At 67.1% G+C, this 26,711-nt stretch carries 17 protein-coding genes; 11 read left to right on the top strand and 6 right to left on the bottom strand.

The window, feature by feature from the left end; translation table 11 throughout:
- Positions 1-6: 6 nt before the first annotated feature.
- Positions 7-1,140 (top strand): cell division protein ZipA C-terminal FtsZ-binding domain-containing protein, encoded by a 1,134-nt coding sequence (locus J2X09_RS15925; protein ID WP_204731292.1) that lies wholly within the window; start codon positions 7-9, stop codon positions 1,138-1,140.
- On the top strand, positions 1,140-3,221 hold the full coding sequence (gene ligA / locus J2X09_RS15930; RefSeq protein ID WP_204731291.1) for an NAD-dependent DNA ligase LigA: 2,082 nt from the start codon (positions 1,140-1,142) through the stop codon (positions 3,219-3,221). Before J2X09_RS15925 ends, ligA begins: the two co-directional genes overlap by 1 nt.
- 10 nt (positions 3,222-3,231) lie before the next feature.
- Here ligA and J2X09_RS15935 read toward each other — a convergent pair whose 3' ends face one another.
- Both J2X09_RS15935 and J2X09_RS15940 read right to left on the bottom strand, forming a co-directional pair.
- Positions 3,232-4,857 (bottom strand): ShlB/FhaC/HecB family hemolysin secretion/activation protein, encoded by a 1,626-nt coding sequence (locus J2X09_RS15935; protein WP_204731290.1) that lies wholly within the window; start codon positions 4,855-4,857, stop codon positions 3,232-3,234.
- Between the two features lie 93 nt (positions 4,858-4,950).
- Complete coding sequence (locus tag J2X09_RS15940) at positions 4,951-6,291, bottom strand: collagen-like triple helix repeat-containing protein (RefSeq protein WP_204731289.1); 1,341 nt, start codon at positions 6,289-6,291, stop codon at positions 4,951-4,953.
- Positions 6,292-6,752: 461 nt separating this feature from the next.
- On the opposite strand from J2X09_RS15940, the gene def reads away from it, so the two are divergent.
- The 4 genes from def to J2X09_RS15960 all read left to right on the top strand — a co-directional run bounded on the left by def (position 6,753) and on the right by J2X09_RS15960 (position 13,135).
- A complete protein-coding gene (def, locus tag J2X09_RS15945; RefSeq protein ID WP_204731288.1) occupies positions 6,753-7,292 on the top strand; it encodes a peptide deformylase in 540 nt (179 codons plus the stop codon).
- A 131-nt stretch (positions 7,293-7,423) separates the two neighbouring features.
- On the top strand, positions 7,424-8,854 hold the full coding sequence (locus tag J2X09_RS15950; RefSeq protein ID WP_204731287.1) for an efflux transporter outer membrane subunit: 1,431 nt from the start codon (positions 7,424-7,426) through the stop codon (positions 8,852-8,854).
- On the top strand, positions 8,851-9,966 hold the full coding sequence (locus J2X09_RS15955; protein WP_204731286.1) for an efflux RND transporter periplasmic adaptor subunit: 1,116 nt from the start codon (positions 8,851-8,853) through the stop codon (positions 9,964-9,966). The genes J2X09_RS15950 and J2X09_RS15955 overlap by 4 nt, the downstream gene beginning before the upstream one ends.
- Before the next feature lie 10 nt (positions 9,967-9,976).
- Positions 9,977-13,135 (top strand): efflux RND transporter permease subunit, encoded by a 3,159-nt coding sequence (locus J2X09_RS15960; RefSeq protein WP_310308748.1) that lies wholly within the window; start codon positions 9,977-9,979, stop codon positions 13,133-13,135.
- Positions 13,136-13,287: 152 nt separating this feature from the next.
- Here the strand turns inward: J2X09_RS15960 and J2X09_RS15965 are convergent, their stop codons facing one another.
- From J2X09_RS15965 to map, 3 genes are all read right to left on the bottom strand, one after another.
- Positions 13,288-14,118, bottom strand: a complete 831-nt coding sequence (locus J2X09_RS15965; RefSeq protein WP_204731285.1) for a hypothetical protein — start codon at positions 14,116-14,118, stop codon at positions 13,288-13,290.
- Between the two features lie 164 nt (positions 14,119-14,282).
- Positions 14,283-16,967: a [protein-PII] uridylyltransferase gene (locus tag J2X09_RS15970; protein ID WP_204731922.1), complete on the bottom strand. Its 2,685-nt coding sequence runs from the start codon at positions 16,965-16,967 to the stop codon at positions 14,283-14,285.
- 4 nt (positions 16,968-16,971) lie between these two features.
- Positions 16,972-17,796: a type I methionyl aminopeptidase gene (gene map, locus J2X09_RS15975; protein WP_204731284.1), complete on the bottom strand. Its 825-nt coding sequence runs from the start codon at positions 17,794-17,796 to the stop codon at positions 16,972-16,974.
- A gap of 125 nt (positions 17,797-17,921) precedes the next feature.
- On the opposite strand from map, the gene purL reads away from it, so the two are divergent.
- The 5 genes from purL to J2X09_RS16000 all read left to right on the top strand — a co-directional run bounded on the left by purL (position 17,922) and on the right by J2X09_RS16000 (position 24,673).
- Positions 17,922-21,932 carry a phosphoribosylformylglycinamidine synthase gene (gene purL / locus J2X09_RS15980; protein WP_204731283.1) on the top strand — a complete coding sequence of 1,337 codons (4,011 nt, stop codon included), beginning with the start codon at positions 17,922-17,924 and terminating at the stop codon, positions 21,930-21,932.
- Positions 21,933-21,934: 2 nt separating this feature from the next.
- Positions 21,935-22,207, top strand: coding sequence for a DUF2164 domain-containing protein (locus J2X09_RS15985; protein WP_204731282.1), 273 nt, complete (start codon positions 21,935-21,937; stop codon positions 22,205-22,207).
- Positions 22,208-22,210: 3 nt separating this feature from the next.
- Positions 22,211-23,047 carry a phytanoyl-CoA dioxygenase family protein gene (locus J2X09_RS15990; protein ID WP_204731281.1) on the top strand — a complete coding sequence of 279 codons (837 nt, stop codon included), beginning with the start codon at positions 22,211-22,213 and terminating at the stop codon, positions 23,045-23,047.
- A 12-nt stretch (positions 23,048-23,059) separates the two neighbouring features.
- A complete protein-coding gene (locus J2X09_RS15995; protein ID WP_204731280.1) occupies positions 23,060-24,034 on the top strand; it encodes a DUF808 domain-containing protein in 975 nt (324 codons plus the stop codon).
- Between the two features lie 84 nt (positions 24,035-24,118).
- Complete coding sequence (locus J2X09_RS16000; protein WP_204731279.1) at positions 24,119-24,673, top strand: hemerythrin domain-containing protein; 555 nt, start codon at positions 24,119-24,121, stop codon at positions 24,671-24,673.
- Between the two features lie 9 nt (positions 24,674-24,682).
- Here J2X09_RS16000 and J2X09_RS16005 read toward each other — a convergent pair whose 3' ends face one another.
- On the bottom strand, positions 24,683-26,656 hold the full coding sequence (locus tag J2X09_RS16005) for a peptidase U32 family protein (RefSeq protein WP_204731278.1): 1,974 nt from the start codon (positions 26,654-26,656) through the stop codon (positions 24,683-24,685).
- Positions 26,657-26,711 lie beyond the last annotated feature (55 nt).

The following is a 26,711-nucleotide window of genomic DNA, read 5'->3' on the forward strand; positions in this document are numbered from 1 at the left end:
CCCACCATGAGCACATTGCAAATCGGTCTGGCCATCATCGGTGGCCTCGTTCTGGCGGGCGTGGTCGCCTACAACGCCTGGGTCACCCGCAAGAGCGCGCCGCGCACGGTGCGTGAACGGGGCGAGGTTCGAGACGACGTGGCGGGTGAAGAGCCGCCACCCTATCTGTCGGCCGATCCGGCCGACCGCGAGATCGAGCGCATCGAGCCCGTGCTGGACGATGGGCCCGCACCGTCTGTGGGTTCCACCGATGCACCTGCCCCCGTGGCCACCGCGCCGGTGAGCATCACGCCCATCATGAGCCAGCCGCCTGAGAAACGCCCCGGGCTGGACGCGCTGATTGACACCATTGCCCCCCTGCAGCTTGAGCACGAGGTTTCGGGCGATGCGCTGCTGGCCGCTTTGCCGGGCACCCGTCGCGTGGGCAGCAAGCCCTTCGCCGTTGAAGGCCAGAGCGAAACCACCGGCGAGTGGGAAAGTCCGCGCGCAGGTCAGCGCTATCGGGCACTGCAGGCCGGCGTGCAGCTCGCCAACCGCTCGGGTCCGCTCAACGACATCGAATTCTCCGAGTTTGTGGTGAAGGCCCAGGCGTTCGCGGATGCCGTCGGTGCCTCGCCCGATTTCCCCGACATGCGGGCCGAAGTCGCCCGGGCACGCGAGCTCGACGCCTTCGCGAGCGGACACGATGCCCAGCTCGGCTTCACCCTGCGCGCACGGCGGACCGCCTGGAGCCCGGGCTACGTCGCGCAGCATGCATCGCGACTGGGCTTCGTGGCGGGCGCACTGCCCGGGCGCATGGTGCTCTCGGGCAACCAGAGCGGCCAGGCCCCCATTCTCAGCCTGGTGTTCGATTCCCAGGCTGCCATGGCCGAAGACCCCGAGCAGAGCGCGTTGCGAGAAATCGCGCTGTCGCTGGAGGTCACGCATGTGCCGCGTGGCGAGCAGCCTTTTCTGCGCATGCGTCAGACCGCAACGGCACTGGCGGAAGCCATGGAAGGCATCGTCACCGATGACGGTGGTCAGCCGCTGTCCAACGAGACCATGGACCGCATCGGTGCCGACCTCGAAAGCCTGTACGACGCACTCGACAGCCGCGATCTGTCGGCGGGTTCGCCGCAGGCGCGCCGACTCTTTTCCTGATGACCGAAGACCTCTTTGCCCAAGCGCCCGCGCCGGACGAGCGCGCCGCAGAGTTGCGCGCCCAGCTCCACCACCATGCCCACCGCTACTACACGCTGGACGACCCCGAGATTCCTGACGCGGAGTACGACCGGCTGTTCCGGGAGCTGCAAGCGATCGAGGCAGAACACCCCGAACTGCTGACGCCCGATTCGCCGACCCAGCGCGTGGGCGGCGCCATCCTCAAGGAACTGGAGCCTGTGCGCCATGCGGTGCCGATGCTGAGCATCCGCACCGAGACCGACACCGAAGCCTCCGGTGCGGCCGCGTTCGATGCGCGCGTGCGGCGCGAGCTCAAGCTGGCCGACAGCGACCCGCCGGTGGACTATCTGGCCGAACTCAAGTTCGACGGGCTGGCCATGAGCCTGCGCTACGAGCAGGGCGTGCTCGTGCGCGCCGCCACACGGGGCGATGGCGAAACCGGCGAGGACGTCACACACAACGTGCGCACGATCGGCCAGATTCCGCTGCGCCTGCCATCGGACGTGCCCCATGTGCTGGAGGTGCGTGGCGAGGTCTACATGCGGCGTGACCAGTTCGAGTCGCTCAACGAGCGACAGCGAGAAAAGATCGCTGGCGGTGCCAAAGGCGAGAAGACCTTCGTGAACCCGCGCAATGCCGCGGCAGGCGCTGTGCGCCAGCTGGACTCGCGCATTGCCAGCGAACGGCCGTTGAGCTTCTTTGCCTATTCCTGGGGCGAAGTGGAAGGCGATGCCCAGCCGCCCGCCACCCAGTTCGACTCGCTCATGCGGCTCAAGGCCTGGGGCTTTCCCGTGGCCGAGCAGACCACGCGTTGCCGCGGGGCCGACGAGCTGATCGCCTTCCACCGCCGCATTGGCGAACTGCGCGACACCCTGCCGTTCGATATCGATGGCGTGGTCTACAAGGTGGACTCGCTCGCACTGCAGAAGCAGATCGGTTTCGTCACGCGCGAGCCGCGCTGGGCGGTGGCGCACAAGTACCCGGCGCAGGAGCAGCTCACCACCGTGCAGGCCATCGACGTGCAGGTCGGCCGTACCGGCAAGCTCACGCCCGTGGCCAAACTCGCACCGGTGTTCGTGGGTGGCGTGACCGTGACCAACGCCACCCTGCACAACGAGCTGGAGGCCCGCCGCAAGGATGTTCGAGTGGGCGACACGGTGGTCGTGCGCCGCGCGGGCGACGTGATTCCCGAAGTGGTCTCCGTGCTGGTGGACAAACGCGTTGGCAACCCACCGCTGTTCACGATGCCGGCCCACTGCCCCGTGTGCGGCAGCGACGCGGTGCGGGAAGAGGGCGAGGCCGACCACCGTTGCACCGGCGGGCTGTTCTGCGCCGCGCAGCGCAAGCAGGCCATCCTGCACTTTGCGCAGCGCCGTGCGGTCGAGATCGAGGGACTGGGCGACAAGCTGGTCGAACAGCTCGTTGACAGCGGCCTCATCAAGACGCTGCCCGACCTCTACAAACTGGGCCTGACCGCGCTCGCCGGGCTGGACCGCATGGCCGAGAAGTCGGCCAACAACATCGTCGCTGCGCTGGACAAATCCCGCCACACGACGCTGCCGCGCTTTCTGTTCGGCCTGGGCATCCGTCATGTGGGCGAGGCCACCGCCAAGGACCTGGCGCGCCACTTCGGCAATCTGGACCGCATCATGGCCGCGAGTGTGGACGAGCTGCTGCAGGTCAACGACGTCGGCCCGGTGGTGGCGCAAAGCATCCGCACCTTCTTCGAGCAACCGCACAACCGCGAGGTGGTTGAACAACTGCGCGCAGCGGGGGTGACGTGGAGCGAGAACGCGGGCGAGCAGAACACGCCACAACCCCTGCTGGGCAAGACCTTCGTGCTCACCGGCACCTTCCCCACGCTCAGCCGGGACCAGGCGAAAGACCTGCTCGAGGCGGCAGGCGCCAAGGTGGCCGGCTCGGTGAGCAAGAAGACCGACTACGTGGTGGCCGGCGCCGAAGCCGGGAGCAAGCTGGAAAAGGCCCTGACGCTGGGCGTGCCCGTGCTGGACGAGGCCGGCATGCTGGCGATGCTCGGGGGCACGCCGCCAGGCGGTTGACGCTGCCCGCTCAATCCCCCAGCCGGTAGCTCAAGGCCAGGCTGGCGCGCCAGTGGCGTTCGGGGTTGTCCGGGGTCCGATCGCCCAGCGGACGGGACATCGCAAGATCCAGGCTGTACTGCTTGTGGTTCGTCAGCCGCAGGCCCAGGCTGAATGAGCGCAGGCGCGCGGGCACGGGGGTGCCGAAGCGGTTATGGACGCGCGCGTCCTCCAGCAGGAGGTAGGGCTGCCATTGGCGCAGCCACCAGCTGTCTTTCGCAAAGGCGCGGTTCACTTCCAGACCCAGGCCCCAACCCGAATCGCCCACGCCCGCGCCGGGGCTGTAGCCACGCGCGAAGCGGCTGCCACCGTAGGACACTTTTTCGCTGCTGGGCAGCGAGTCGGGGCTGTACTGCATGCCCAGCGATACCGTGGTACCGAACTGGTTGGCAAAGCGGTGGCTGTGGCTGGCTTCGAACTGGAGTTTCGCAAATGCCAGCTCGACCGAAGAGGGACCACCGATACCCGGCACATTGCTCGTCACCGATGCGCTCGCGCCCAAACCCTTGAGGCCATGGGTGAGCTTGAGGTTGAGTTGCCGGCTGTCGTCGGCCTGCTGCTCGTTGTAGGCCCATTGCACAAACAGCGCCCGCACGTGGGTGTCTTCGGTCAGCCAGGCGCCGTTGGCCGGGTTGGTCAGGCGGTCGCGCGTGTCCACGCCATAGATTCCGGTGCTGACCACCGTGCTCATCGTGCGCGACAGCCGCAACGGCAATGTGGCGGCCAGTTCGGCGCGGTCCACCTCGGTGCGGCGCTCCAGTGGGCTTGTCACGCCAAGTTGTTCGTTGGGGTCGCCCCGGTATTGCGAAACAGAACCCTTCACGGACCAACCCTTGCGGCCCACGAACTGCTCATAGGTCAGGGCGTTGAAGCTGTCGTGGGCCGCGCTGGAGAGCAAGGTGGACGCCCCGATCTGGTTGCCAGGCAGGAACGGGTCGTTCACTGTGCCGGTGACCACGGCCCGAGGTGTCGGTTTGCGCAATTCCATGCCGACGGCAATGTCGTACGGCTTGCGGTGCGCCTGGATCACCATCGTGCTGGCGCCGTCCGTGCTGGTGGGGGGCTGCACCTGGGCCTGGATGCCCATGCCCGGCAGACGGCCCAGCAGGGCGATCACGTGTTCAAAGGTGGCGGTGCGCAGGGGCCGCTCATGGCGCAGCGGCTCGACCATGTCGCGCAGCAGGGTTTCCGCCGCGCCCGTCGTGCCTTCGATGCGCACGGTGCGGACATGGCCTTCCACGGCAACGACACGCACCACGCCGTCCTTGAAGTCCTGCTGCGGCACAAAGAAGAAGGACAGCGCATAGCCGCGTTCGCGGTAGAGCGCAGTGGCGCGCTGGCCGCGTTCCACGATGTCTTTCACGCTCACGTTCTGGCCGACCAGGGGCGTGAACAGCGCTGCGACTTCATCGAAGGGGATCGACTGCACGCCCGCGACGTCGAATTTGCGTGGTGTGAGCTTCCATTGCAGCAGGGCTTCGGCCGGAGGTGCCGGCCGTTGCACCTCCACCTGCACATCGCCACCCGGTTGATTGGGAAGGGCGGGACGGGGCAGCGTGTCCAGCGGGGCGCTGGGCGGCGCGGCGTTCTGTGCCATCGCGCTCGCCGCGGCCCAGCAGGTGATTCCAGCCAGATACCACGGCCCGGCCTTGCGCGACGACATGCAGCGACCCGTCCCTGTTCCTCAGGCTCAGCGACCCAGCGTGCCGAGCAAACCGCCAACGGTGTTGGTGACCGTCCCGAGTGTGTTGGCCAGAGGTGCCGTGCCGCCGCTGCCGCTACCGCCGCCACCCGTCACGGCCTGAACGACGTTCACCACCGGGGCAAGAGCGCCAGTGGATGGGGCCGGGCTGCTGGTGCCTCCAACGGCCACGCCCACGCTGGACACCAGACCCCCGGTCTGTTGCACGACGCCACCCACTGCGCCTGCCAGCGGTGCGGAGGTATTTCCCGCCACACCGGTCCCGAGGTGCTGCACCGCTGCGCCGGTGCCCACCAGCAGATTGCCCAGCGGGTTGCCGATGCCGGTGACATCGCCCACGCCACCAACGGTCTGCGTGATAGGGGCCGTGATCGGGACGATCAACGTATTGACCACATGGCCGACCTGCTCGACGGGGGACGTGGGCGGGTTGTCCGACGGTGCGTTGACCGCCATGCCCACGCCGGTCAGTGTGCGCGAAGTGTTCCCAAGGATCTCGCCCAGGCCTTGTGCGCCGGGCGTCGAGCCAGCGGCGCCGGAAAGCTGTTCGCCAGCCTCGCCCAGTGTGCGGGCGATCGGGGCGATCACGCCGTTGGCCACGGGGGCCCCCAGGCCGGTGGTCGCGCCCACGGACTGTGTCGTGTTCACGCCGGCCTCGATCACGCGCTCCAGCACGTTGCTGGTGCCGTCGAGTGTCCGGCCCAGCGGTCCGCTCAGGGCGTGTGATTCCAGCGCGTTTCCTGCGTGACTCACGGCTTCGCCCACGCGATCCACCACTGCACCACCCACGTTGGTGAGCGGGCGCAGTGCCGAGGTGGCGGGGTTGCTGCCCAGACCGGTGATGGCGTCACCGGCGCTCGAAACGGTGCGCCCCAGTCCATCCACCGCGCTGCCTGTGCCCGACACGGTGACTCCCAGCGGGTTGTCGGTGCTGCCGATGCGGCCCAGGCCGTTGGAGACTGCGGCGCCGAGCGAATCGACGGTGCCCCCCGCGTTTTGAACCACGTTGCCCAGGGCGCTGCCCGAGGCGCTGCCCACGACGGGCGTGGTCACTTGCTGCACCGTGCCGCCCAGGGAGCCCACCATCTGGCCAGCGTCCGAAACCGTGTTGCCGGTTTCCTGCACCACGGCGGCCACAGGCGAGCTGCTGGTACTGCCACCGCCACCGGCACCTCCAGGGCCCGTGGGCGTTGAACCGCCGCCGCTGCCGGCCGTGTTGAGATGGCCGTTACCCGAACAACCCGCCAAGGCCATGATGATGGCGGTGGCGAGCACGGTCAGTCCGGAACGGATATGTGGCTGGCTGTTGAATTCCAGGGTCGTCTTCATGGGATGGTCCTCCAGGCGAAATTCTGTTGGTTGAACAATTGACAGGTGCTGATAGACGGTCCATTGGCAACCGGAATTCCATTCGCAATGCGTCAATTGACCTGTCCAATTGCCACCGGTGATTGGCCTTCGCCGCAGCCGGTGGTGCATCAAGAACGGCGGTGTGCGGCACCAGTTTAGGTTTGGAAGTCCTGCTGTGACGGGCTGTCCGGGGTGTGCAATGAATACCGGAATGTGTGGCTGCTGGGGTCCTTTGGCGAAAGGAAAGCTGTATTCCGCTGGAAATTGCAGTCTTTGTTTTTCAGGGTTGAAAATTCTTCGGTTGTAGGGAAACATGGATTTGGCCGTCTGTCGGATTGCAATACCCTGCATTGACATTTGCATTTGCCGCGACTTTTCGCACGGCTGCTGGCAGGCGGCTGGCACACTGTCACCTGACTTTCATCCCGCCCCGAGCCCGAATGACCATCCACACCATCCTCAAGATGGGCGACCCGCGCCTCTTGCGCCATGCCCAGCCCGTCACCGCCTTCGACACACCCGAGCTGCACCAGCTGATCACCGATCTGCAGGACACGATGGCCGCCGCGAACGGCGCGGGCCTGGCCGCACCCCAGATCGGGGTGGACTTGCAGGTGGTGCTGTTTGGCAGTGGTCTGCCCAATCCGCGTTATCCGGAGGCGCCACCCGTGCCACGCACTGTGCTGATCAATCCGGTGATCACCCCGCTCGGCGATGCGGAAGAGGAGGACTGGGAGGGCTGTCTGTCCGTGCCCGGGATGCGCGGGGTGGTGCCGCGCTGGCTGCGCATCCGTTATCAGGGTTTCGACGCCATTGGCCAGCCGATCGACCGTGAGGCCGAAGGCTTCCACGCCCGCGTGGTACAGCACGAGTGCGATCACCTCTGGGGAACGCTGTACCCGATGCGGGTGCGAGACTTCCGGCGGTTCGGTTTCACCGAGGTGCTGTTTCCCGGCTTGACAGTGGTCGAGGACGACTGAAAAAGGTGCTTGCGCCGGCTTTCAAGAGGGCGTTACAAAACGGCGCGCCGTTGAAACGTATTGAAATGTTCACCGAGCCAAATCGACTAGAGTCGGTGCCCGGAATAACAACCGAACAGGGACTCCCGTTCATGAAGCGAATGCTTGCCGTGGTGGCCAGCGCCGCCGTGCTCAGCGCGTGCAGCGTGACCAAGCCGCCCGCTGACGTGCCGGTGGAGGTGCCGGCAACCTGGTACGCACCACCGCTGGCGCACCAGGGCAGCACCCAACAGCTCACCGCCTGGTGGGGTGCCTTCGACGACCCCGTGCTCACCGAGTGGATCGCTCGCGCGCAGCGGCAAAGCCCGTCCGTGGCGTCTGCCCGTGCGCAGGTGTTCGCGGCCCGCGCGGCCCGGCTCGGCGTGGAGGCGCAGACCGGCCCGCAGCTCAATGCCGTGGCCAATGCGAGCCGCGGGCTGACCGACCCGACCATGCCGCTGGGCACCACCCTCAATGCGGGCCTGCAGGCTTCGTGGGCCATCGGCCTGTGGGGCGAGAACGACGCACGCCGTGGCGCGGCGCAAGCGCAGCAGGACGCGGCCAGTGCCGGCTGGCACGAGGCGCGGGTGCTGGTGGCATCCGAACTCGCGCAGCTGTATTTCGGCCAGCGCCTGTGCCGCGAGCAGTTGGCTGTCGCCACGCGCGATCGGGATTCCCGCGCCGTCACCTCTGAAAACAACGTGGTCTCCGAGCGCGCGGGGCTGACGGCCCCGGCGGTGGCGGCGCTCGCCCGGGCCAGCGCCGCCGAAGGGGCAGCGCGCTACCGCCAGCAGGACGAACTCTGCGAACGTCAGGTGAAGTCCATCACCGCGCTCACGGGTGTGCCCGAGCCGGAAGTGCGCCAGCGCCTGGCCGGTGCACCGCAGCTGCAGGCGCTGCTGCGGTCGGATCGCATGGACCGCATGCTCTCGGTCAGCGCAGTGCCGGCCGAGGTGCTCCGCCAGCGGCCCGATGTCTACCGCGCCCAGCGCGATCTGGTGGCCGCCAGCGAGGAGGTGGGTGTGGCCCGTGCAGCGCTGCTGCCCAGCCTCTCGCTATCCGCCAGCGTGCTGCGCAACCGCTTTTCGGGGGGTGGCACGGAAGGAACCTTCAACACCTGGTCGGCGGGCCCGATCACATTGAGCATGCCGCTGCTGGGCCGCGGCGCGCTGCATGCCAGCACCGACAGCGCCATGGCCCGCTATGAGGCCGCCGCGCTGGCGTACGCGGGCACGCTGCGCCAGGCGGTGGCCGAGGTGGAACAGTCACTGGTGTCGATGGCCAGCCTGCGTGAGCGTGTGGCCTCCACCGAGACGGCTGTCGAGGGCTATGGTCAGTCGTTCCAGGCGACCGAGGCGCGCTACCGCGTGGGCCTGGCCAGCCTGAACGAGCTGGAAGAGGCCCGCCGCCTCAAGCTCGCCGCCGACAGCAGCGCCGTGGCGCTGCAGCAGGAACGCATCAACGCCTGGATCCAGCTCTATGTCGCCCTGGGGGGCGGCTTCGATCCCGTGAACAACCCCGACGCCCTCAAAGACCCATCATGAACGCCGCTCCTCCTTCCTCGCGCAAACGCTGGCTGTGGCTGGCCATCGCCCTGGCCCTGGTCCTCGTGGCGGTGTTTGTTTTCGTTCTCCGCAAACCGGCCGAACCCGAGAAGCCCGGCGCAGAGGCCGCACCCCGGCCGTCGCTCACTGTCACCCTGGCCAGGCCCACGCGCGGCAACCTGCCGATCCGGCTGCAGGCCAACGGCAACATCACGGCGTGGCAGGAAGCCAGCGTGGGCGCCGAGGTGAACGGCCTGCGCCTGGCGTCGGTGAATGTGAACGTGGGTGATGTGGTGCGCAAGGGCCAGGTGCTGGCCGTGTTCGCCAGCGAAACCACCAAGGCCGACAGCCTGCAGAGCCAGGCCAGTCTGATGCAGGCCCAAGCCAGTTTCGAGAACGCCAGGGCCGACGCCGACCGCGCGCGTTCCATTCAGGACACGGGCGCACTGTCGAAGTCGCAGGTGGCGCAGTACCTCACGCAGGAAAAGGTGGCCCGCGCCCAGTTCGAGGCCGCCAAAGCCGCCTTCGGCGCCACCGAGGTGCGCCTGGGCAACACCCGCGTGCTCGCGCCCGACGACGGGGTGATCTCCGCACGGACCGCCACCGTCGGGGCCGTCGTGGGTGCCGGGCAGGAGCTGTTCCGCATGGTGCGGCAGAGCCGGATGGAGTGGCGCGGCGAGGTCACACCCAGCGAGGTGGGGCGTATCCGCGTCGGCCAGAAGGTGCAGGTCACGGCTGCCACCGGACTGGAGATTGGCGGGCAGGTGCGCGCTATTGCGCCGGCAGCCGACTTGCAGACGCGCAACATCCTCGTTTTCGTTGATCTGCCGCGCCATCCCGAACTCAAGGCCGGTACTTTCGCCCGAGGCCATTTCGACCTCGGACAGAGCGAAGCGCTGACCGTGCCCAGTCAGGCCATCGTGGTGCGCGACGGCAGCAACTACGTCTTCGTCATCGACGAGCAGCACAAGGCCAACCAGCGCAAGGTACAAACCGGGCGGCGCGTGGAAGAGCGCGTCGAGGTGCTGGAAGGGCTGAAGGCCGAGGAGTCCGTGGCGGTGCAGGGCGCCGGCTTCCTCAACGAGGGCGACCTCGTCAAGGTCGTCCAGTGAGGTCGAGGCCATGAACGTTTCCGCCTGGTCCATCCGCAACCCCATTCCGGCGGCGATGCTGTTCGTCATGCTGACGCTGGCGGGCCTGTTCTCCTTCAAGCAGATGAAGGTGCAGAACTTCCCCGACCTGGACCTGCCCACCATCACCGTGGTGGCGGCCCTGCCGGGCGCCTCGCCCAACCAGCTCGAGAACGACGTCGCACGCATCATCGAGAACAGCCTGGCCTCGCTGCAGGGGCTCAAGCACATCTACACCAAGGTGCAGGACGGCACGGTATCGCTCACCGTCGAGTTCCGCCTCGAGAAAGGCACGCAGGAGGCGCTGGACGACGTGCGCTCGGCCGTGGCCAAGGTGCGCAGCGAACTCCCCACCGACCTGCGCGACCCGATCGTCAACAAGGTGGAGTTGGCCGGCGGCGCCGTGCTGGCCTTCACCGTGGCGTCCGACAAGATGGACGCCGAAGCCCTGTCGTGGTTCGTCGACGACGAGGTGGCCAGGCGGCTGCTGTCCGTGCCAGGCGTTGGTGCGGTCAACCGCGTCGGTGGTGTGGACCGCGAGGTGCAGGTGCTGCTCGACCCACTCAAGCTGCAGGCCCTGGGCACCACCGCCACGGACGTCTCGCGGCAACTGGCCAAGGTGCAGATCGAGAGCGCCGGCGGGCGCGTGGACCTGGGTGGCAGCCAGCAACCCCTGCGCACGCTCTCGCAGCTGGCGTCGGCCGAGGCGCTGGCAGGCATGGAGATTTCCCTCACCGATGGCCGCCGTGTGCGCTTGGACCAGCTGGCCGAGGTGCGCGATACCATCGCCGATCCCACCGCAGCGGCTTTCCTCGATGGCAAGCCCGTGGTGGGCTTCGAGGTCGCGCGCAGCCGTGGTGCCAGCGAGATCGAGGTGGGCAACGGCGTGCGCGCGAAGCTCGACGAACTGCGCGCCCAGCGCACCGACCTGCACATCACCGAGTCCTTCGACTTCGTGACACCGGTCAAGGAAGAGTTCGATGCTTCCATGACGCTGCTGTACGAAGGTGCCTTGCTCGCGGTGCTGGTGGTCTGGCTCTTCCTGCGCGACATCCGCGCCACCATCGTGTCGGCCGTGGCGCTGCCGCTGTCGGCCATTCCCGCCTTCATCGGCATGTACTACCTGGGCTTCACCATCAACGTGGTGACGCTGCTGGCGCTGTCGCTGGTGATCGGTATCCTGGTGGACGACGCCATCGTGGAGGTCGAGAACATCGTGCGCCACATGCGCATGGGCAAGACGCCGTACCAGGCCGCGATGGAGGCTGCCGACGAGATCGGGCTTGCGGTGATCGCCACCACCTTCACGCTGATCGCGGTGTTCCTGCCCACGGCGTTCATGGCGGGCATTCCGGGCAAGTTCTTCAAGCAGTTCGGCTGGACGGCCGCGCTTGCGGTGTTCGCGTCGCTGGTGGTGGCGCGTGCGCTCACCCCCATGATGGCGGCTTATCTGCTCAAGCCCTTCATCCACAAGGAAATGCCGCGCTGGGCGGCGTCGAACCCGGTCACGCGCGGCTTCTGGCGCTGGTCGCACAACCAGGAGGAACCGGCCTGGCTGAACACTTACCAGAACTGGGCGCGCTGGTGCATCCAGCACCGCTGGATCACCAGCCTGGGCGCGGGCCTGTTCTTCGTCGGCTCGTTGATGCTCATCCCCTTGCTGCCACAGGGCTTCATCCCACCCGACGACAACTCGCAGACGCAGGTCTTCCTGGAGCTGTCGCCCGGTGCCACGCTGGAGCAGACCGTGGCCACGGCGGAACGCGCGCGCCTGCTGGTGGCGGCCGTGCCGCATGTGCGCTCGGTCTACACCACCATCGGTTCGGGCACGGCGGGTTCGGACCCCTTCGCACCGCAAGGCGCGGCCGAGTCGCGCAAGGCGGCGCTCACCATCCAGCTCGACCCGCGCGGCGAGCGCCCGCGCAAGCAGGGCATCGAGAACCAGATCCGCGACGCCATGTCCAACCTGCCCGGCGTGCGCAGCAAGGTCGGCCTGGGCGGTTCGGGTGAGAAATACGTCCTCACGCTGACGGGCAGCGATTCGCATGCACTGAGCACCGCAGCACGCGCGATCGAGCGCGACCTGCGGACCATCCAGGGCGTGGGCAGCATCCAGTCCACCGCTGCGCTGGTGCGCACCGAGATCATCGTCACGCCCGACCTGGCGCGCGCCGCCGAACTCGGCGTCACCAGCTCGGCCATCGCCGAGACGCTTCGCATTGCCACGGTGGGCGACTACGACAACCTGCTGCCGAAAATGAACCTGCCGCAGCGGCAGATTCCCATCGTGGTCAAGCTTGACGTTGGCGCGCGCCACGACCTCGATGTGCTGCGCCGCCTCGCCGTGCCCGGCGCGCGCGGCCCGGTGATGCTGGAGCATGTCGCGCAGCTCGATTTCGGTGGTGGCCCCGCCGTGATCGACCGCTATGACCGCTCGCGCAACATCAACTTCGAGGTGGAACTCGCAGGCATTGCGCTTGGTGACATGAAGAATGCGGTGATGAAGCTGCCCAGCCTGCGCAACCTGCCGCCGGGGGTGTCGGTGCTGGAAATCGGTGACGCCGAGGTGCAGGGCGAACTGTTCGCCAGCTTCGGGCTGGCGATGCTGACCGGCGTGCTGTGCATCTACATCGTGCTGGTGCTGCTGTTCAAGGCGTTCCTGCACCCGTTCACCATCCTGGCGGCGCTGCCGCTGTCGCTGGGCGGTGCGTTCGTCGGCTTGTTGCTGGCGAACAAGAGTTTCTCGATGCCCTCGCTGATCGGTCTCATCATGCTCATGGGTGTGGCGACCAAGAACTCGATCCTGCTGGTGGAGTACGCGATCGAGGCGCGCCGGCTGCACGGCATGTCGCGACTGGACGCCATCCTGGACGCTTGCCACAAGCGGGCGCGGCCGATCGTGATGACGACGATTGCCATGGGTGCGGGGATGATGCCGATCGCGATCGGCTGGGGGGCGGCCGATGGGAGCTTCCGCTCACCGATGGCGGTGGCGGTGATCGGCGGCCTGATCACGTCCACCTTCCTGAGCCTGCTGGTGATTCCGGCGGTGTTCACCATCGTGGACGACATGTCCAACTGGTTCACCGGGTTGTTCCGGCGCCATCGGCCTGATGAGGGCGCTTCGTCGTCGGAAACGGTTCGCGCCTAGGGGTTGGCGGATCAGGAGGACGGTGCATTCAGCTCCGCGAATGTCCCCCGGCGGCTGTTGCCGCCTCCTCCTTGATTTCGCTGCGCTGAACGCACCGTCCTCCTGATCTTGGGGTGTTGGGTTTGCGCTGTGCATTCCCGATCGGCTTCTTGTCAGTGGGCGTCGCGCCTGGCTTGGGTGGCGCGGGTGCGTGAGCGCGCGGAGGCGTGAATCTTCTTGTTGACGGGTTTCGCTTTCAGCGGATTCACGCGTTCGGCCTTGGGTGTGATGTCGGTCGGCGCCGAGGACAAGGCCGTATCGGATGCGGGGGTGCCCGTCTTCGCTTTCGTGACCGGCTTTTTGCTGCTGGTCTTCGCGTCTGCGGTTACCGCCTTGCGCACGGCCTTGACGATGTTCTGCAGCCGCTTGACGCCCGAGGCCAACGCGGAGACCGAGACAGCCGACTTCTTCACCGTCGGCTTCTTCGCAGGTGCATTTTTGGCTGGCGCTTTCGCGACCGGTGTGCGGGCGCTGGTCTTCGCTTCCGTGCTGCGGGCTTGCACGGCGTCTTCACCGGCCTTCTGCGTGGCGCGTGCCTGACGCGCTTTCTGGCGCGGGGTGCTGGCGGTCTTGCGGGGTGCGGGTTTTGCGCGGGAGGTGCGTTGTGCGGAAGTGCTTGATACCGCCGCATCCTTCTGGCGCAGCAGTTTGTCGTGCTGGGCCTCGAAACGCTTCAACACGTCTTCCATGATGTCGCTCTTGGTCTGGGTGCGTGTGTTTTCCCCGCCCAGGGGTTTGCGGGTCTTGGGTGCACCGGTTCGCGTCTGGACTGTCTGGCGGCGGTACACATCGCGGTACTTGTCGCGCAAGGCGCGCGCCCGCTGGATCTTGCTGGCGAGCCTGCGCAGCGCAATGTCCTTCACGGCGCCGGCACGGCTGGCCTGAAACAGCTCGAGTTCGGGTTGGGTGAGCAGCGGTTGTACCTGTCGAAGTGTGTAGCTCATCGGTTCTCCTGTCGTAAGCAAGGGGCAGGTACCTGGCGATCCAGGCAAAGTCGAGCCTTCATCCTAGTCAGGAAGCCCGTGTCTTTCTGTCGGACAAGACGCACACCGCGCACGTGAAGGCCGCCTGGCACGCGGGCCGGGCGGCTTCGTGGATCGGTTCCGAATCAGCCTTCGAGTGTCTCGAGCAGCTCGGTCTCGATCTCGATCTGCCGCTTGTTCACCTGCAGCTGGGCACCGCTGATGAGAAAGGTGTCTTCCACCCGCTCGCCGAGGGTGGTCACCTTCGCCAGCTGCACACTGATGTCGTAGCGCGCGAGCACACGGGTGATGCCATAGAGCAGCCCCGCGCGGTCGCTCGCCGAGATGGACAGCAGCCAGCGCTGGGCCTTCTCGTCGGGTCGCAGGTCCACACGGGGGGTGATCGGAAAGCTCTTCACGCGGCGTGACAGCCGGCCTTTGGTGGGTGTGGGCAGCGGGCCTCGCTCATCGATGGCCTGCGCCAGGTTGTTCTCCACCATGGCGATCAGCTCGCGGTAGTGCTCCGACATCGTCGGCGCCACCACCTGAAACGTGTCCAGCGCATGGCCGGTGAGGGTGGTGTGCACACGTGCATCCAGGATGCTGAAGTGCGCGCTGTCGAAGTAACCGCAGATGCGCACGAAAAGATCGTGCTGATCCGGCGCGTACACCAGCACCTGCAGGCCTTCGCCCTCCGGTGAAATGCGGGCGCGCACGATGCACTTGTCGAGCAGTGCCTCGGCCCCGTCCTCGGCCTTTGCCGGCCCCCTGGCCGCTGCCTGGGCGATCGGGCGCGACAGCACGCGCGTGTGCCACGCAATCTCGTCCGGCTCGTGGCGCATGAAGTAGCTCACGTCCAGCGTGTCCCACAACGCCTTGTGCGCCTGGTGGGGCAGGGCGTGGAGCGCCAGCATGGACAGTGCCTCGCGCTTGCGGCCTTCGATCACGGCACCCGGGTCGGGTGCCCGCCCGCCGAGCGCACGCAGCGTATAGCGGTACAGGTCTTCCAGCAGCTTGCCCTTCCAGGCGTTCCACACCTTCGGGCTCGTGCCCCGGATGTCGGCCACGGTCAGCAGGTACAGCGCGGTCAGGTAACGCTCGTTGCCCACGCGTTTGGCGAAGGCGGCGATCACGTCCGGGTCGCTCAGGTCTTCCTTCTGCGCCATGCGGCTCATGGTGAGGTGCTCGGCCACGAGGTACTGGATCAGCCGGGTGTCCTCACGCGAAATGCCATGCTGGTGGCAGAACGTGCGCACGTCCCGGGCGCCGAGGTCGGAATGGTCACCGCCCCGGCCCTTGGCGATGTCGTGAAACAGTGCAGCGATGTAGAGGATCCACGGCTTGTCCCACCCAGCGGCCAGCTGCGAGCAGAACGGGTATTCGTGCGAGTGCTCGGCGATGAAGAAACGGCGCACATTGCGCAGCACCATCAGGATGTGCTGATCCACCGTGTAGACGTGGAACAGGTCGTGCTGCATCTGGCCGACGATGTGCCGGAACACCCAGAGGTAACGACCCAGCACCGAGGTCTGGTTCATCAGCCGCATGGCGTGTGTGATGCCTTCGGGCTCCTGCAGGATCTTCAGGAACGTGGCGCGGTTGACCGGGTCGCTGCGGAAGCGCGCGTTCATGACCGACCGCGCGTTGTACAGCGCGCGCAGCGTGCGCGCGGACAGGCCCTTGATGCCCACCGTGGTCTGGTAGAGGTGGAAGGTCTCCAGGACCGCGTGCGGGTGCTGTACGTAGAGGTTGTCGCTGGCCACCTCGATCAGGCCACCCTTGTCATAGAAGCGCTCGTTGAGCGGGCGCAGCCGGTCGACGCCAGCCACGTCGCTCTGCAGGCGCTCCTGGATGTTGAGCAGGAGAATCTGGTTCAGCTGGGTGACGGCCTTCGCGGCCCAGTAGTAGCGCTTCATCAGCGCTTCGCTGGCGCGGCGCGTTCCCTTCGCGGTCGTCGCGCCAGAGGGCGCCTGCGCCTTGAACCCGAACGACTCGGCCACCGCGGTCTGCAGGTCGAACACCAGCCGGTCTTCCCGGCGGTGGGCCAGCAGGTGCAGGCGCGCGCGGATGAGGCTGAGCAGCGCTTCGTTGGCCTTGATCTGGCGTGCCTCCAGCGGCGTCGCCAGGCCCTTGCGCGCGAGTTCGTCCCAGCTGCGGCCCAGGCCGGCAGCCTTGGCCACCCACAGGATGATCTGCAGGTCGCGCAGACCGCCGGGCGACTCCTTGCAGTTGGGCTCGAGCGAGTAGGGTGTGTTCTCGAACTTGGTGTGGCGCTGGCGCATCTCCAGCGTCTTGGCCACGAAGAACGCCTTCGGATCCATGGCCTCGGCCAGCCGTTCCACGAGGTGGGTGAAGGCCTTCTTGCTGCCAGCGATGAGGCGGCATTCGAGCAGCGAGGTCTGGACCGTCACGTCCTTCTCGGCCTCGGCCACGCACTCGGCGACGGTGCGCACGCTGGAGCCGATTTCCAGACCCAGGTCCCAGCAAGCGCCGATGAATCCTTCCAGGCGGGTCTTGAGCGCCGCGTCCTCGTCGGGCCGACTGCCATCGGGCAGCAGCACCAGCACGTCCACATCGGAGAACGGGAACAGTTCGCCGCGGCCAAAACCGCCCACGGCGATGAGGGAGAAGCCGGGGCCGAAGCCCGCCATGGACCACAGCTCGCGCAGGGTCTGGTCGGTCAGCCGGGAGAGCTGCTGCAGGGCCTTGCGCACGCCCCGCGTGGAAGAGCCTTGCACGCCCAGCTGGTCGAGCAGGGCAGCCTTGTCGCTGCGGTATTGCTGCCGCAGGGAGCCGAGATCGGGCCCGGCGGCCTCTGGCGCCTGCGCCATGGCCTCAGGCAAGGGCGGGCGCCGGCGTCACGAAGGCGGGCGCGGGCAGGCTGCCGGCCGACAGGGTGAGCACCTCGTAGCCGGTTTCCGTGACCAGCACGGTGTGTTCCCACTGCGCCGAGAGCGAACGGTCGCGCGTGACGATGGTCCAGCCGTCGCCCATCTCCTTGATGTCGCGCTTGCCGGCATTGATCATGGGTTCGATGGTGAAGGTCATGCCCGGTTTGAGCTCTTCCAGCGTGCCCGGGCGGCCGTAGTGCAGCACCTGCGGGTCTTCGTGAAAGCGCTGGCCGATGCCATGGCCGCAGAACTCGCGCACCACCGAGAAGCCGTTGCCCTCCGCGAAGGTCTGGATGGCGTGGCCGATGTCACCGAGGCGGATACCGGGACGGACCATCACGATGCCCTTCCACATGGCTTCGTAGGTCACCTGCGTCAGGCGGCGGGCCTGCACCGAGCAGGCGGCCTCGCCGCCGATCATGAACATGCGGCTGTTGTCACCGAACCAGCCATCCTTGATCACCGTCACGTCGACGTTGAGGATGTCGCCCTTCTTGAGCGGTTTCTCGTTCGGAATGCCATGGCAGACCACGTGGTTGACCGACGTGCACAGGTGGCCGGGATAGGGCGGGTAGCCGCTGGGCTGGTAGCCGATGGTGGCCGAGACCGTGCCTTGCTGCTTCATGTACTCGGCCGCCAGGCGGTCGATCTCCAGCGTGGTCACGCCCGGCTGGATCAGGGGGGTGAGGTAGTCCAGCACTTCGGACGCCAGGCGGCAGGCCGTGCGCATGCCCGCGATGCCGGCTTCGTCTTTGTAGGTGATGCTCATGGGGCGCAATTATCCCATCGGCCCCCGTCTGGCGGGGCCTCGCGGGGCAAGGCCATGGAGTCGGGCGGGTAAAATTCCGGGTTTTCCACCTGCCACGGCAGGTCAACGCACCTCAGGCTCCCAACGTGTCCCTGCACCTGCGCTTTTTTGAAGGCGGCAACGCCGTCAGCGACTTCAAAGTCCAGCAGCTCCTGCCCCGTCTCGCGGGCATTTCCGACAAGATCACCAGCCTCTCGGCCCGCTTCGTGCACCTGGCCAGCTTCGACGGTGAACCCGACGCCGCGACGCTGCAGCGCCTGGGCGAACTGCTGACCTATGGTGAGCCCGCCACGGCGGCGCAGCAACAACTGGAAACGGCAGGCGCGCCTGCGCTGTTTGTGATGCCCCGGCTGGGCACAGTGTCACCCTGGGCCTCCAAGGCCACCGACATCGCCCACAACTGCGGTCTGAGCCTGCACCGGGTGGAGCGGCTGGTCGAGTACCGCATCGGCGTCAAACCCGGCCTGCTGGGCAAGAAAACGAACCTGTCGGAGGAGCAGTTGCGTGCTGTGGCGGATCTTCTGCACGACCGGATGACGGAAAACGTCTCTCTGGACCGCAGCCAGGCGCAGGCCCTGTTCACCGAGCTCCGGCCCGCCCCGATGGAGCAAGTGGATGTGCTGGGGGGCGGCCGCGCCGCCCTGTTGCGTGCCAACACCGACTGGGGCCTGGCCCTGGCGGAAGACGAGATCGACTACCTGGTGAACGCCTTCAACGGCCTGCGGCGCAACCCGACCGACGTCGAGTTGATGATGTTCGCGCAGGCCAACAGCGAGCACTGCCGTCACAAGATTTTCAACGCCCAGTTCACCATCGACGGCGTGGCCCAGGACAAGAGCCTGTTCGGGATGATCCGCCACACGCACCAGCTGGCGCCGCAACACACCGTGGTGGCCTACTCGGACAACGCCTCCATCATGGAAGGCAGCCAGGTCGAGCGCTTCGTGGCCCGCGCTGTCGGTGGCGCCTCGCCGGCCTATGCGGCCGAAGCGGCCACCCACCACGTGCTCATGAAGGTGGAAACGCACAACCACCCGACCGCAATTTCTCCCTTCCCTGGCGCATCCACCGGTGCGGGTGGCGAGATCCGCGACGAGGGCGCCACCGGCCGTGGCTCCAAGCCCAAGGCAGGCCTCACCGGCTTCACCGTCGGCAAGCTCTGGGGCGGCCTGAGCGACCAGCCGGGCGGCAAACCCGAACACATCGCCAGTCCGCTGCAGATCATGACCGAGGGCCCGCTGGGCGGCGCGGCGTTCAACAACGAATTCGGACGACCCAACCTGCTGGGCTACTTCCGTGAGTACGAACTGCCGGTGGACGGCGTGCAGCGTGGGTACCACAAGCCCATCATGATCGCTGGCGGAGTCGGCGTGATCGACTCGGCGCAGACGAAGAAGATCGAGTTTCCCGCTGGCGCGCTGCTGATCCAGCTGGGCGGCCCCGGCATGAAGATCGGCATGGGCGGCAGCGCGGCCAGCTCCATGGCCACCGGCACCAATGCCGCGTCGCTGGATTTCGACTCCGTGCAGCGCGGCAACCCCGAGATCGAGCGCCGCGCGCAGGAGGTCATCAACCACTGCTGGCAGCAAGGCGCAAACAACCCCATCCTGGCGATCCACGACGTGGGTGCGGGCGGTCTGTCCAACGCCTTTCCCGAACTCACCAACGACGCCGGGCGCGGTGCCCGCTTCGACCTGCGCGCCGTGCCGCTGGAAGAAAGCGGCCTGGCGCCCAAGGAAATCTGGTGCAACGAAAGCCAGGAACGCTACGTGCTGGCCATCGCGCCCGAATCGCTGGAGACCTTCAAGGCCTTCTGCGAGCGCGAGCGCTGCCCGTTCGCCGTGATCGGCGTGGCCACCGAAGAGCGCCAGCTGGTGCTGACCGACGAGGGGCAGCAGAGTCCCGTCGACATGCCGATGAACGTGTTGCTGGGCAAGCCACCCAAGATGCACCGCGACGTGAAGACCGTGGCACGCACGCCTGCCGCGCTGGACCTCACGGGCGTGAACCTGCAGAAGGCCGTGATCGACGTCCTCAGCCACCCGACCGTGGCCTCCAAGCGCTTCCTCATTACCATCGGCGACCGCACCGTGGGCGGCCTCAGCCACCGCGACCAGATGGTCGGGCCCTGGCAGGTGCCGGTGGCCGACTGCGCCGTGACGCTGGCTGACTTCAAGGGCTTCGCTGGCGAAGCCATGAGCATGGGTGAACGCACCCCGCTCGCGGCACTGGACGCAGCCGCGTCGGGCCGCATGGCAGTGGCCGAGGCCATCACCAACCTGCTCGCCGCCCCGATCGAACTGCCGCGCGTGAAACTCTCCGCGAACTGGATGGCCGCCTGCGGCGAACCCGGTGAAGACGCTGCGCTGTACGCCACCGTGAAGGCCGTGGGCATGGAGTTGTGCCCCGCGCTGGGCATTTCCATTCCCGTGGGCAAGGACAGCCTGTCCATGCGCACGCAGTGGACCGAGGGCGGTGAGACCAAGAAGGTGACCTCGCCGGTGAGCCTGATCGTCAGCGCCTTCGCCACGCTGGCCGATGTGCGCGGCACGCTCACGCCACAGCTGAACAACGTGCTGGAAGACACCACCCTGGTGCTCGTGGACCTGGGCAAGGGCCGCCACCGCATGGGCGGCAGTGTGCTGGCCCAGACGCTGGGGCAGGGTGGTGGCGAGGTGCCTGATCTGGACGATCCGCAAGACCTGATCAACCTCGTCAACGCCGTGAACACCCTGCGGGCGAGCGGCCAGGTGCTGGCCTACCACGACCGCAGCGACGGCGGCTTGCTGGCCGCTGCCGCTGAAATGGCCTTTGCCGGCCACGTGGGCGTGGCGCTCAACGTGGATCTGCTGGTCACCGAGGGCGACGGCATCAGCGACAGCCGCGCCGAGATGGGCGACGCCAAGAACTGGGCCGGGCAGGTGAGTGCACGGCGCGAGGAGCTCACGCTCAAGGCACTGTTCAGCGAAGAGCTGGGCGTGCTGCTGCAGGTGCGCACCGAAGACCGCAACGCGGTGATGCAGACCCTGCGCGATCACGGCCTGAGCAAGCACAGCCATTTCGTCGGCAAGACCCGCCCGGCCAGCTCGGCCATGGACGCGGGCAAGGGCCAGCTGCAGGTCTGGCGTGACACCAGGGCCGTGTTCTCCGCCAGCCTGTTCGATCTGCAGCAGGTGTGGGACAGCGTGAGCTGGAAGATCAACCAGCAGCGCGACAACCCGGCCTGCGCCGATGCGGAGCACGCCGCCGCCGGCCAGCCCGCCGACCCGGGCCTGTACACGAAGCTGTCTTTCGATGCCAGCGACAACGTGGCTGCGCCGTTCCTCAAGCTTGCACGGCCTCGTGTGGCCATCCTGCGTGAGCAGGGCGTGAACTCCCACGTGGAGATGGCCTATGCGTTCACCCAGGCGGGCTTCGAGGCGTTCGATGTGCACATGACCGACCTGCAGACCGGCCGCGCGAAGCTGGCTGACTTCAAGGGCGTGGTCGCGTGCGGCGGTTTCAGCTACGGCGACACGCTGGGCGCCGGCATCGGCTGGGCGCGCAGCATCACCTTCAACCCGGTGCTGTCCGACCAGTTCCAGGCGTTCTTCGGCCGCAATGACACCTTCGGTCTGGGCGTGTGCAACGGCTGCCAGATGTTTGCCGAGCTGGCCGACATCATCCCCGGTGCCGAAGCCTGGCCGCGCTTCACCACCAACCAGAGCGAGCGTTTCGAAGCGCGCCTGTCGATGGTGGAAGTGGTCGAATCGCCGAGCCTGTTCTTCCAGGGCATGACCGGCAGCCGCCTGCCGATTGCCGTGGCGCACGGCGAGGGCTACGCCAACTTCCGCCACCGGGGCGATGCCACGAAGGCGATTGCCGCCATGCGTTTCACCGACAACACCGGTGCTGCCACGGAGGCCTACCCCTTCAACCCCAACGGCAGCCCCGGCGGCCTGACCGCCGTGACCACGGCCGATGGCCGCTTCACGGCCATGATGCCGCACCCCGAACGCGTGTTCCGCAACATCCAGATGAGCTGGACGGACCAGGATCCGGCGGCCTTCAGCGCCTGGATGCGCATCTGGCGCAACGCGCGCAAGTGGGTGGGCTGACCATGGCCATCGAGCTGCCGAAAGGGACGCGGGACGAGGCCATTGCCTCCATCCAGCGCTACTTCGAGGCCCACATGGACGAGCGCATCGGCAACATCGCCGCAGGTGGCCTGCTGGGCTTTTTCCTCGAGGAGATCGCGCCGGTGGTCTACAACCAGGCGGTGGCCGACGTGCAGGAGCGCCTGCAGGCCCGTGTTTCGGAACTCGACATCGACGTGCACGAGGACGCCTTCACCTACTGGCGCAAGCGCGAGAAACCCACCAGGGGGAAATGAGACATGGCCCGCGAACTCGTCCTGCCGGCAGGCACCGCCACCGATTTCGCGAACGACGGCGCGGTGGTGCTGCGGGGTGTTTTGAACGCCTCCGAACTGGCCCTGCTCGAACGCGGCATCGAACACAACCTGGCGAACCTGAGCCCGCTGGCGCTGGTGGCCAGCGAACCGGACGACCCGGGCCGCTTCGTCGAGGACTTCTGCACCTGGCAGGCCAACCCGGCCTACCAGGAACTGCTGTGTGGCTCCGCCCTGCCGCACATCGCCGCACAACTCATGGGCAGCCGCACCGCGCGGCTCTACCATGACCATCTGCTGGTGAAGGAGCCCGGCACGCGCCAGCCCACGCCCTGGCACCAGGACCAGCCGTATTACAACGTGAGCGGCCGCCAGAATGTGAGCTTCTGGATTCCCGTGGACCCGGTCCCGCTGGCGAGCACCTTGCGCTTCGTGGCCGGTTCGCATGCCGGCACCTGGTACATGCCGCGCACCTTCCGCGACCAGCAGGCGAAGTGGTTTCCCGAAGGCACGCTGGCCGAGTTGCCGGCGATTGATGCACAGCCCGAACGATTCCGCCAGCTGGCCTGGGCACTCGAGCCCGGCGACTGTGTGGCGTTCCACATGCTCAGCCTGCATGCCTCCAGCGGCGTCGGCCCGGGGCAGCGGCGGCGCGTTTTCTCGGCCCGCTACCTCGGTGACGACGCCCGGCACGCGCCACGCCCCTGGCGCACCTCGCCACCCTTTCCCGGCCTTGCCGGGCGCATGGCCGATGGCGCCGAGCTCGACGATCCCCTGTTCCCACCTGTCTGGCCCCGCGCTGACCTTCCCAACCCACCCTGAAAGGGCCTCACCATGGCCGGTACCAGTCTGCTTGCGCTGATCGACGACATCGCCACGCTGCTCGACGACGTGGCCGTCATGACCAAGGTGGCCGCGCGCAAGAGCGCGGCGGTGGCGGACGATGTGGCCGCAATGACCAAACTCGCCACCAAGAAGACGGCCGGCGTGCTGGGCGACGATCTCGCGCTCAATGCGCAACAAGTCACAGGCGTGAAGGCGGAGCGTGAGCTGCCCGTGGTGTGGGCCGTGGCCAAAGGGTCGCTCATCAACAAGGCCATCCTCGTGCCCAGCGCACTGCTCATCAGTGTGATCGCGCCCTGGGCCATCACGCCCTTGCTGATGCTGGGCGGCCTGTTTCTCTGCTACGAAGGTGCCGAAAAACTCTGGCACGCTTTCGGCCCGCGCAAGCCCGAAGACACCGCGCACCGCGAGGAACTGGCCCATGCCCTGGCCGACCCGGATGTCGACCTGGTCGCCTTCGAGAAGGAAAAGATCAAGGGTGCGGTGCGCACCGACTTCATCCTGTCCGCGGAGATCATCGTGATCACGCTGGGCACCGTGGCGGCAGCGAGCATGGGCGAGCGGGTGGCGGTGCTGGTGGGCATCTCGCTGATCATGACGGCGGGCGTCTATGGCCTGGTGGCCGGTATCGTCAAGCTCGACGATCTGGGTCTGCACCTCAACCGGCAGGCCGCGAGCTGGAAGCAGTCACTGGGACGCGGCATTCTTGTGGCTGCGCCCTGGCTGATGAAAACGCTGTCGGTCCTGGGCACGGCGGCCATGTTCCTGGTGGGGGGCGGCATTCTGGTGCACGGCATTCCGGCGCTGGGCCATGGCATCGAGGCCTTCGCCGCCACGCTGGGCTGGATCGGATCGCTGGCCGCGAGCCTGGCGGGTGGTCTCGCCGGTCTGGTGGCGGGCGCCGTGCTGGTGATGGTGGCCGGTCTGGTGAAACGCCTGCGCGGCGGTGGTGCAAAGCCCGTCTGACCTGACGGGCGGCGCACCAGGGTCGAGGACTGCTTGACATGCGTCAAAGGCGGCAGGGCGTGGTCTGCCTAGACTGGCTCCACCATGAACACCGCACAGACCCCCGACCGTACCGAGCCAGCGGACGCCGCTCCGCTGAACGCCTTTGCCGATTGTCACATCGGCATCCTGAAGCGACTCAACGTGCTGGACCAGCTGCCGGCGTTGCTGGAGCCGGCCGCACAGGCCCGCCGCATTGCCACCGATTCGCTGGGCTTCTTTCGCGAGGCGATCTTCGAACACCACCTCGACGAGGAGACAGAGTTGTTTCCCGCCGTGCTGGCCAGCGCGCAGCCGGGTGCCGAACGCATGCGCGTGCAAGGCATCGTCGACCGCCTGACGCGCGAGCACCGCATTCTCGAAGGCCTGTGGAAGGTGCTGGAGAAGGACCTCAAGCGCGTCGCCAGGGGGCAGGATGCCGATCTCGACGTCGAAGAGGTGCGCGCCCTGGTCGCGGCCTACGCCAGCCACGCCACCTATGAGGAACTGGAGTTCCTCCCGCTGTGTGAATCCATCCTCGGGCGCAACGGCAACCACATGGCGGCGCTCGGCCTGTCGCTGCACCTGCGCCATGCGCCTGCGGTGATGGCGCACATCTGAGGGCCAGGGTCAGTTCGCGGTGACGGAGGTGGGCCGCGTGCGGTAGAACTTCAGCGGGCTGGCAGGCGCGGCCTGCATCACGTTGGGCTTGATGCGACCGACCACGTGCATTTCGCAGGGCTTGCAATCAAAGCGCAGCGTGAGTTTCTCGTTGCCGTGCGTGATGCTCATGGGTTCGGCGCGGATGGTGCCCTGAACCCCCGTCACACCCTTGGCCTGCTTGGGGCACAGGCTGAGCGAGAAGCGCACGCAGTGCTTGGTGATCATCAGGCTCACCTCGCCTTCTTCCTCGTGGCTTTCGTAAGCCGAGGCGATCACTTTCACGCCGTGCCTGGCGTAGAAATCGCGCGCCTTGTGGTTGTACACGTTGGCCAGGTAGGTCAGCGTGTCTTCCGGGTAGGCCACGGGCGGGTCCACCGGCACGGCCCGTGGCAGGCGCTGCCATGCCGAAGCGCGCGCGGTTTCGAGCGCGGCGATGGCGTCGCGCCGCAGGGGGTTGAGCAGCGAGGCAGGCACGAACCAGGGCTGCGAAAGCTGAAGCGACACGTCGATCGGCTCGAACACCGTCTCGCCCAGGCGTGAGAGGCTCTCGCGCAGCCGGGCCTCGGCTTGCGCGGGGTCTTTCGCGGGCTCGAGCGTGCAGGGCAGGGTGGCGGCGGCGCAATGGCCGTCTTCATCGGTGACGGTGAGGGTCAGGCCTTCGGCGCTGTCCTCCAGGCGCAGCCAGGCGCCAATGCGCCGGTCGGCGGACTTCTTTTCCAGCGTGCGCACCCAGTCCATGTCGCGGTTGCGGTTCACCACCGTGCCGCGCTTGAGATGGCGCAGGCCACCCATGTCGTCCTTGGGGAACACGCGCCACTGGCCGGCGGCTCCTGCGGGTTCGGCACGGTTGATCTGCAGGCCCACCAGTTCCTTGTGCAGGTCCAGGTAGCACAGCCCGTCGCCGTTGTGGATCACGACGGCCGGATCATCGGTTTCCAGTTCAACGAAATTCGGTCCGACCCGGGTCACCCAGCCGATCGGACGGCCCGGGTTCTTCGGGGTGTCGAACGCGCCAATGTCTTCCTTGCGGCCTTGCACGAAGTAGTCGGTGAACTCGCGGTTGAAGTTCTGGTCGGGGTCGGGTGAGAAGGCGAACGTGCAGTGCCCGCTGGAGGCCCGGGCCAGCTCCGGCTGCTCGTCCAGGATCTCGTCGAACAGCCGGCGGTAGTGCGCCGTGATGTTCTTGACGTAGCCCATGTCCTTGTAACGGCCTTCGATCTTGAAGCTGCGCGCGCCCGCGTCGATGAGAGCGCGGAGGTTGTCGCTCTGGTTGTTGTCCTTCATCGATAGCACGTGCTTGTCGTGCGCGACGATGCGGCCCTGGCTGTCCTTCACTTCGTAAGGCAGCCGACACGCCTGCGAGCAGTCGCCCCGGTTTGCGCTGCGCCCGGTGTGCGCGTGGCTCACGTAGCATTGGCCGCTGTAGGCCACGCACAGCGCGCCGTGGATGAAGAACTCGATCAGGCAGCGCTCGGCATCCAGCGTGTCGCGGATGGCGGCGATCTGCGGCAGCGTGAGTTCGCGCGCCAGCACCAGCTTGGACAAGCCGGCGTCCTGAAGGAAACGAGCCTTCTCGGGCGTGCGGATGTCGGTCTGCGTGCTGGCGTGCAGCTGGATCGGCGGCAGCCCGATTTCCAGCAGGCCCATGTCCTGGATGATCAGCGCGTCCACCCCGGCGTCGTAGAGCTGCCAGGCCAGCTTGCGCGCGGGCTCGAGCTCGTCGTCGCGCAGGATGGTGTTCATGGTGGCATAGATGCGGCTGCCGAAGCGGTGAGCGTGCTTCACCAGCCGGGCGATGTCCTGCACTCGGTTGTCCGCGCTGGTGCGCGCGCCGAAGGACGGGCCACCGATGTACACCGCATCGGCGCCATGGTTCACCGCTTCGATACCGATGTCGGCATCGCGGGCGGGGGAGAGCAGTTCAATCTGGTGGGGCAGCATGGCGGTCGTTGTGCGTGCAGAATCGGGCCGGAAAGCAACCCGACATTGTCCCGGA

The organism is Hydrogenophaga laconesensis (genome assembly GCF_031457235.1).
In the GTDB taxonomy this organism is placed as follows: Bacteria; Pseudomonadota; Gammaproteobacteria; order Burkholderiales; family Burkholderiaceae_C; genus Hydrogenophaga; species Hydrogenophaga laconesensis.

Excerpts from the sequence above, each read along its gene's own strand:
- J2X09_RS15990 (WP_204731281.1), top strand. The coding sequence starts at position 22,211 with ATGGCCCGCGAACTCGTCCTGCCGGCAGGCACCGCCACCGATTTCGCG.
- J2X09_RS15995 (WP_204731280.1), top strand. The coding sequence starts at position 23,060 with ATGGCCGGTACCAGTCTGCTTGCGCTGATCGACGACATCGCCACGCTG.
- J2X09_RS16005 (WP_204731278.1), bottom strand. The coding sequence starts at position 26,656 with ATGCTGCCCCACCAGATTGAACTGCTCTCCCCCGCCCGCGATGCCGAC.
- J2X09_RS15955 (WP_204731286.1), top strand. The coding sequence starts at position 8,851 with ATGAACGCCGCTCCTCCTTCCTCGCGCAAACGCTGGCTGTGGCTGGCC.
- J2X09_RS15940 (WP_204731289.1), bottom strand. The coding sequence starts at position 6,291 with ATGAAGACGACCCTGGAATTCAACAGCCAGCCACATATCCGTTCCGGA.
- J2X09_RS15950 (WP_204731287.1), top strand. The coding sequence starts at position 7,424 with ATGAAGCGAATGCTTGCCGTGGTGGCCAGCGCCGCCGTGCTCAGCGCG.
- J2X09_RS15965 (WP_204731285.1), bottom strand. The coding sequence starts at position 14,118 with ATGAGCTACACACTTCGACAGGTACAACCGCTGCTCACCCAACCCGAA.
- J2X09_RS16000 (WP_204731279.1), top strand. The coding sequence starts at position 24,119 with ATGAACACCGCACAGACCCCCGACCGTACCGAGCCAGCGGACGCCGCT.
- J2X09_RS15935 (WP_204731290.1), bottom strand. The coding sequence starts at position 4,857 with ATGGCACAGAACGCCGCGCCGCCCAGCGCCCCGCTGGACACGCTGCCC.
- ligA (WP_204731291.1), top strand. The coding sequence starts at position 1,140 with ATGACCGAAGACCTCTTTGCCCAAGCGCCCGCGCCGGACGAGCGCGCC.
- J2X09_RS15925 (WP_204731292.1), top strand. The coding sequence starts at position 7 with ATGAGCACATTGCAAATCGGTCTGGCCATCATCGGTGGCCTCGTTCTG.
- J2X09_RS15960 (WP_310308748.1), top strand. The coding sequence starts at position 9,977 with ATGAACGTTTCCGCCTGGTCCATCCGCAACCCCATTCCGGCGGCGATG.
- J2X09_RS15970 (WP_204731922.1), bottom strand. The coding sequence starts at position 16,967 with ATGGCGCAGGCGCCAGAGGCCGCCGGGCCCGATCTCGGCTCCCTGCGG.
- map (WP_204731284.1), bottom strand. The coding sequence starts at position 17,796 with ATGAGCATCACCTACAAAGACGAAGCCGGCATCGCGGGCATGCGCACG.
- def (WP_204731288.1), top strand. The coding sequence starts at position 6,753 with ATGACCATCCACACCATCCTCAAGATGGGCGACCCGCGCCTCTTGCGC.
- J2X09_RS15985 (WP_204731282.1), top strand. The coding sequence starts at position 21,935 with ATGGCCATCGAGCTGCCGAAAGGGACGCGGGACGAGGCCATTGCCTCC.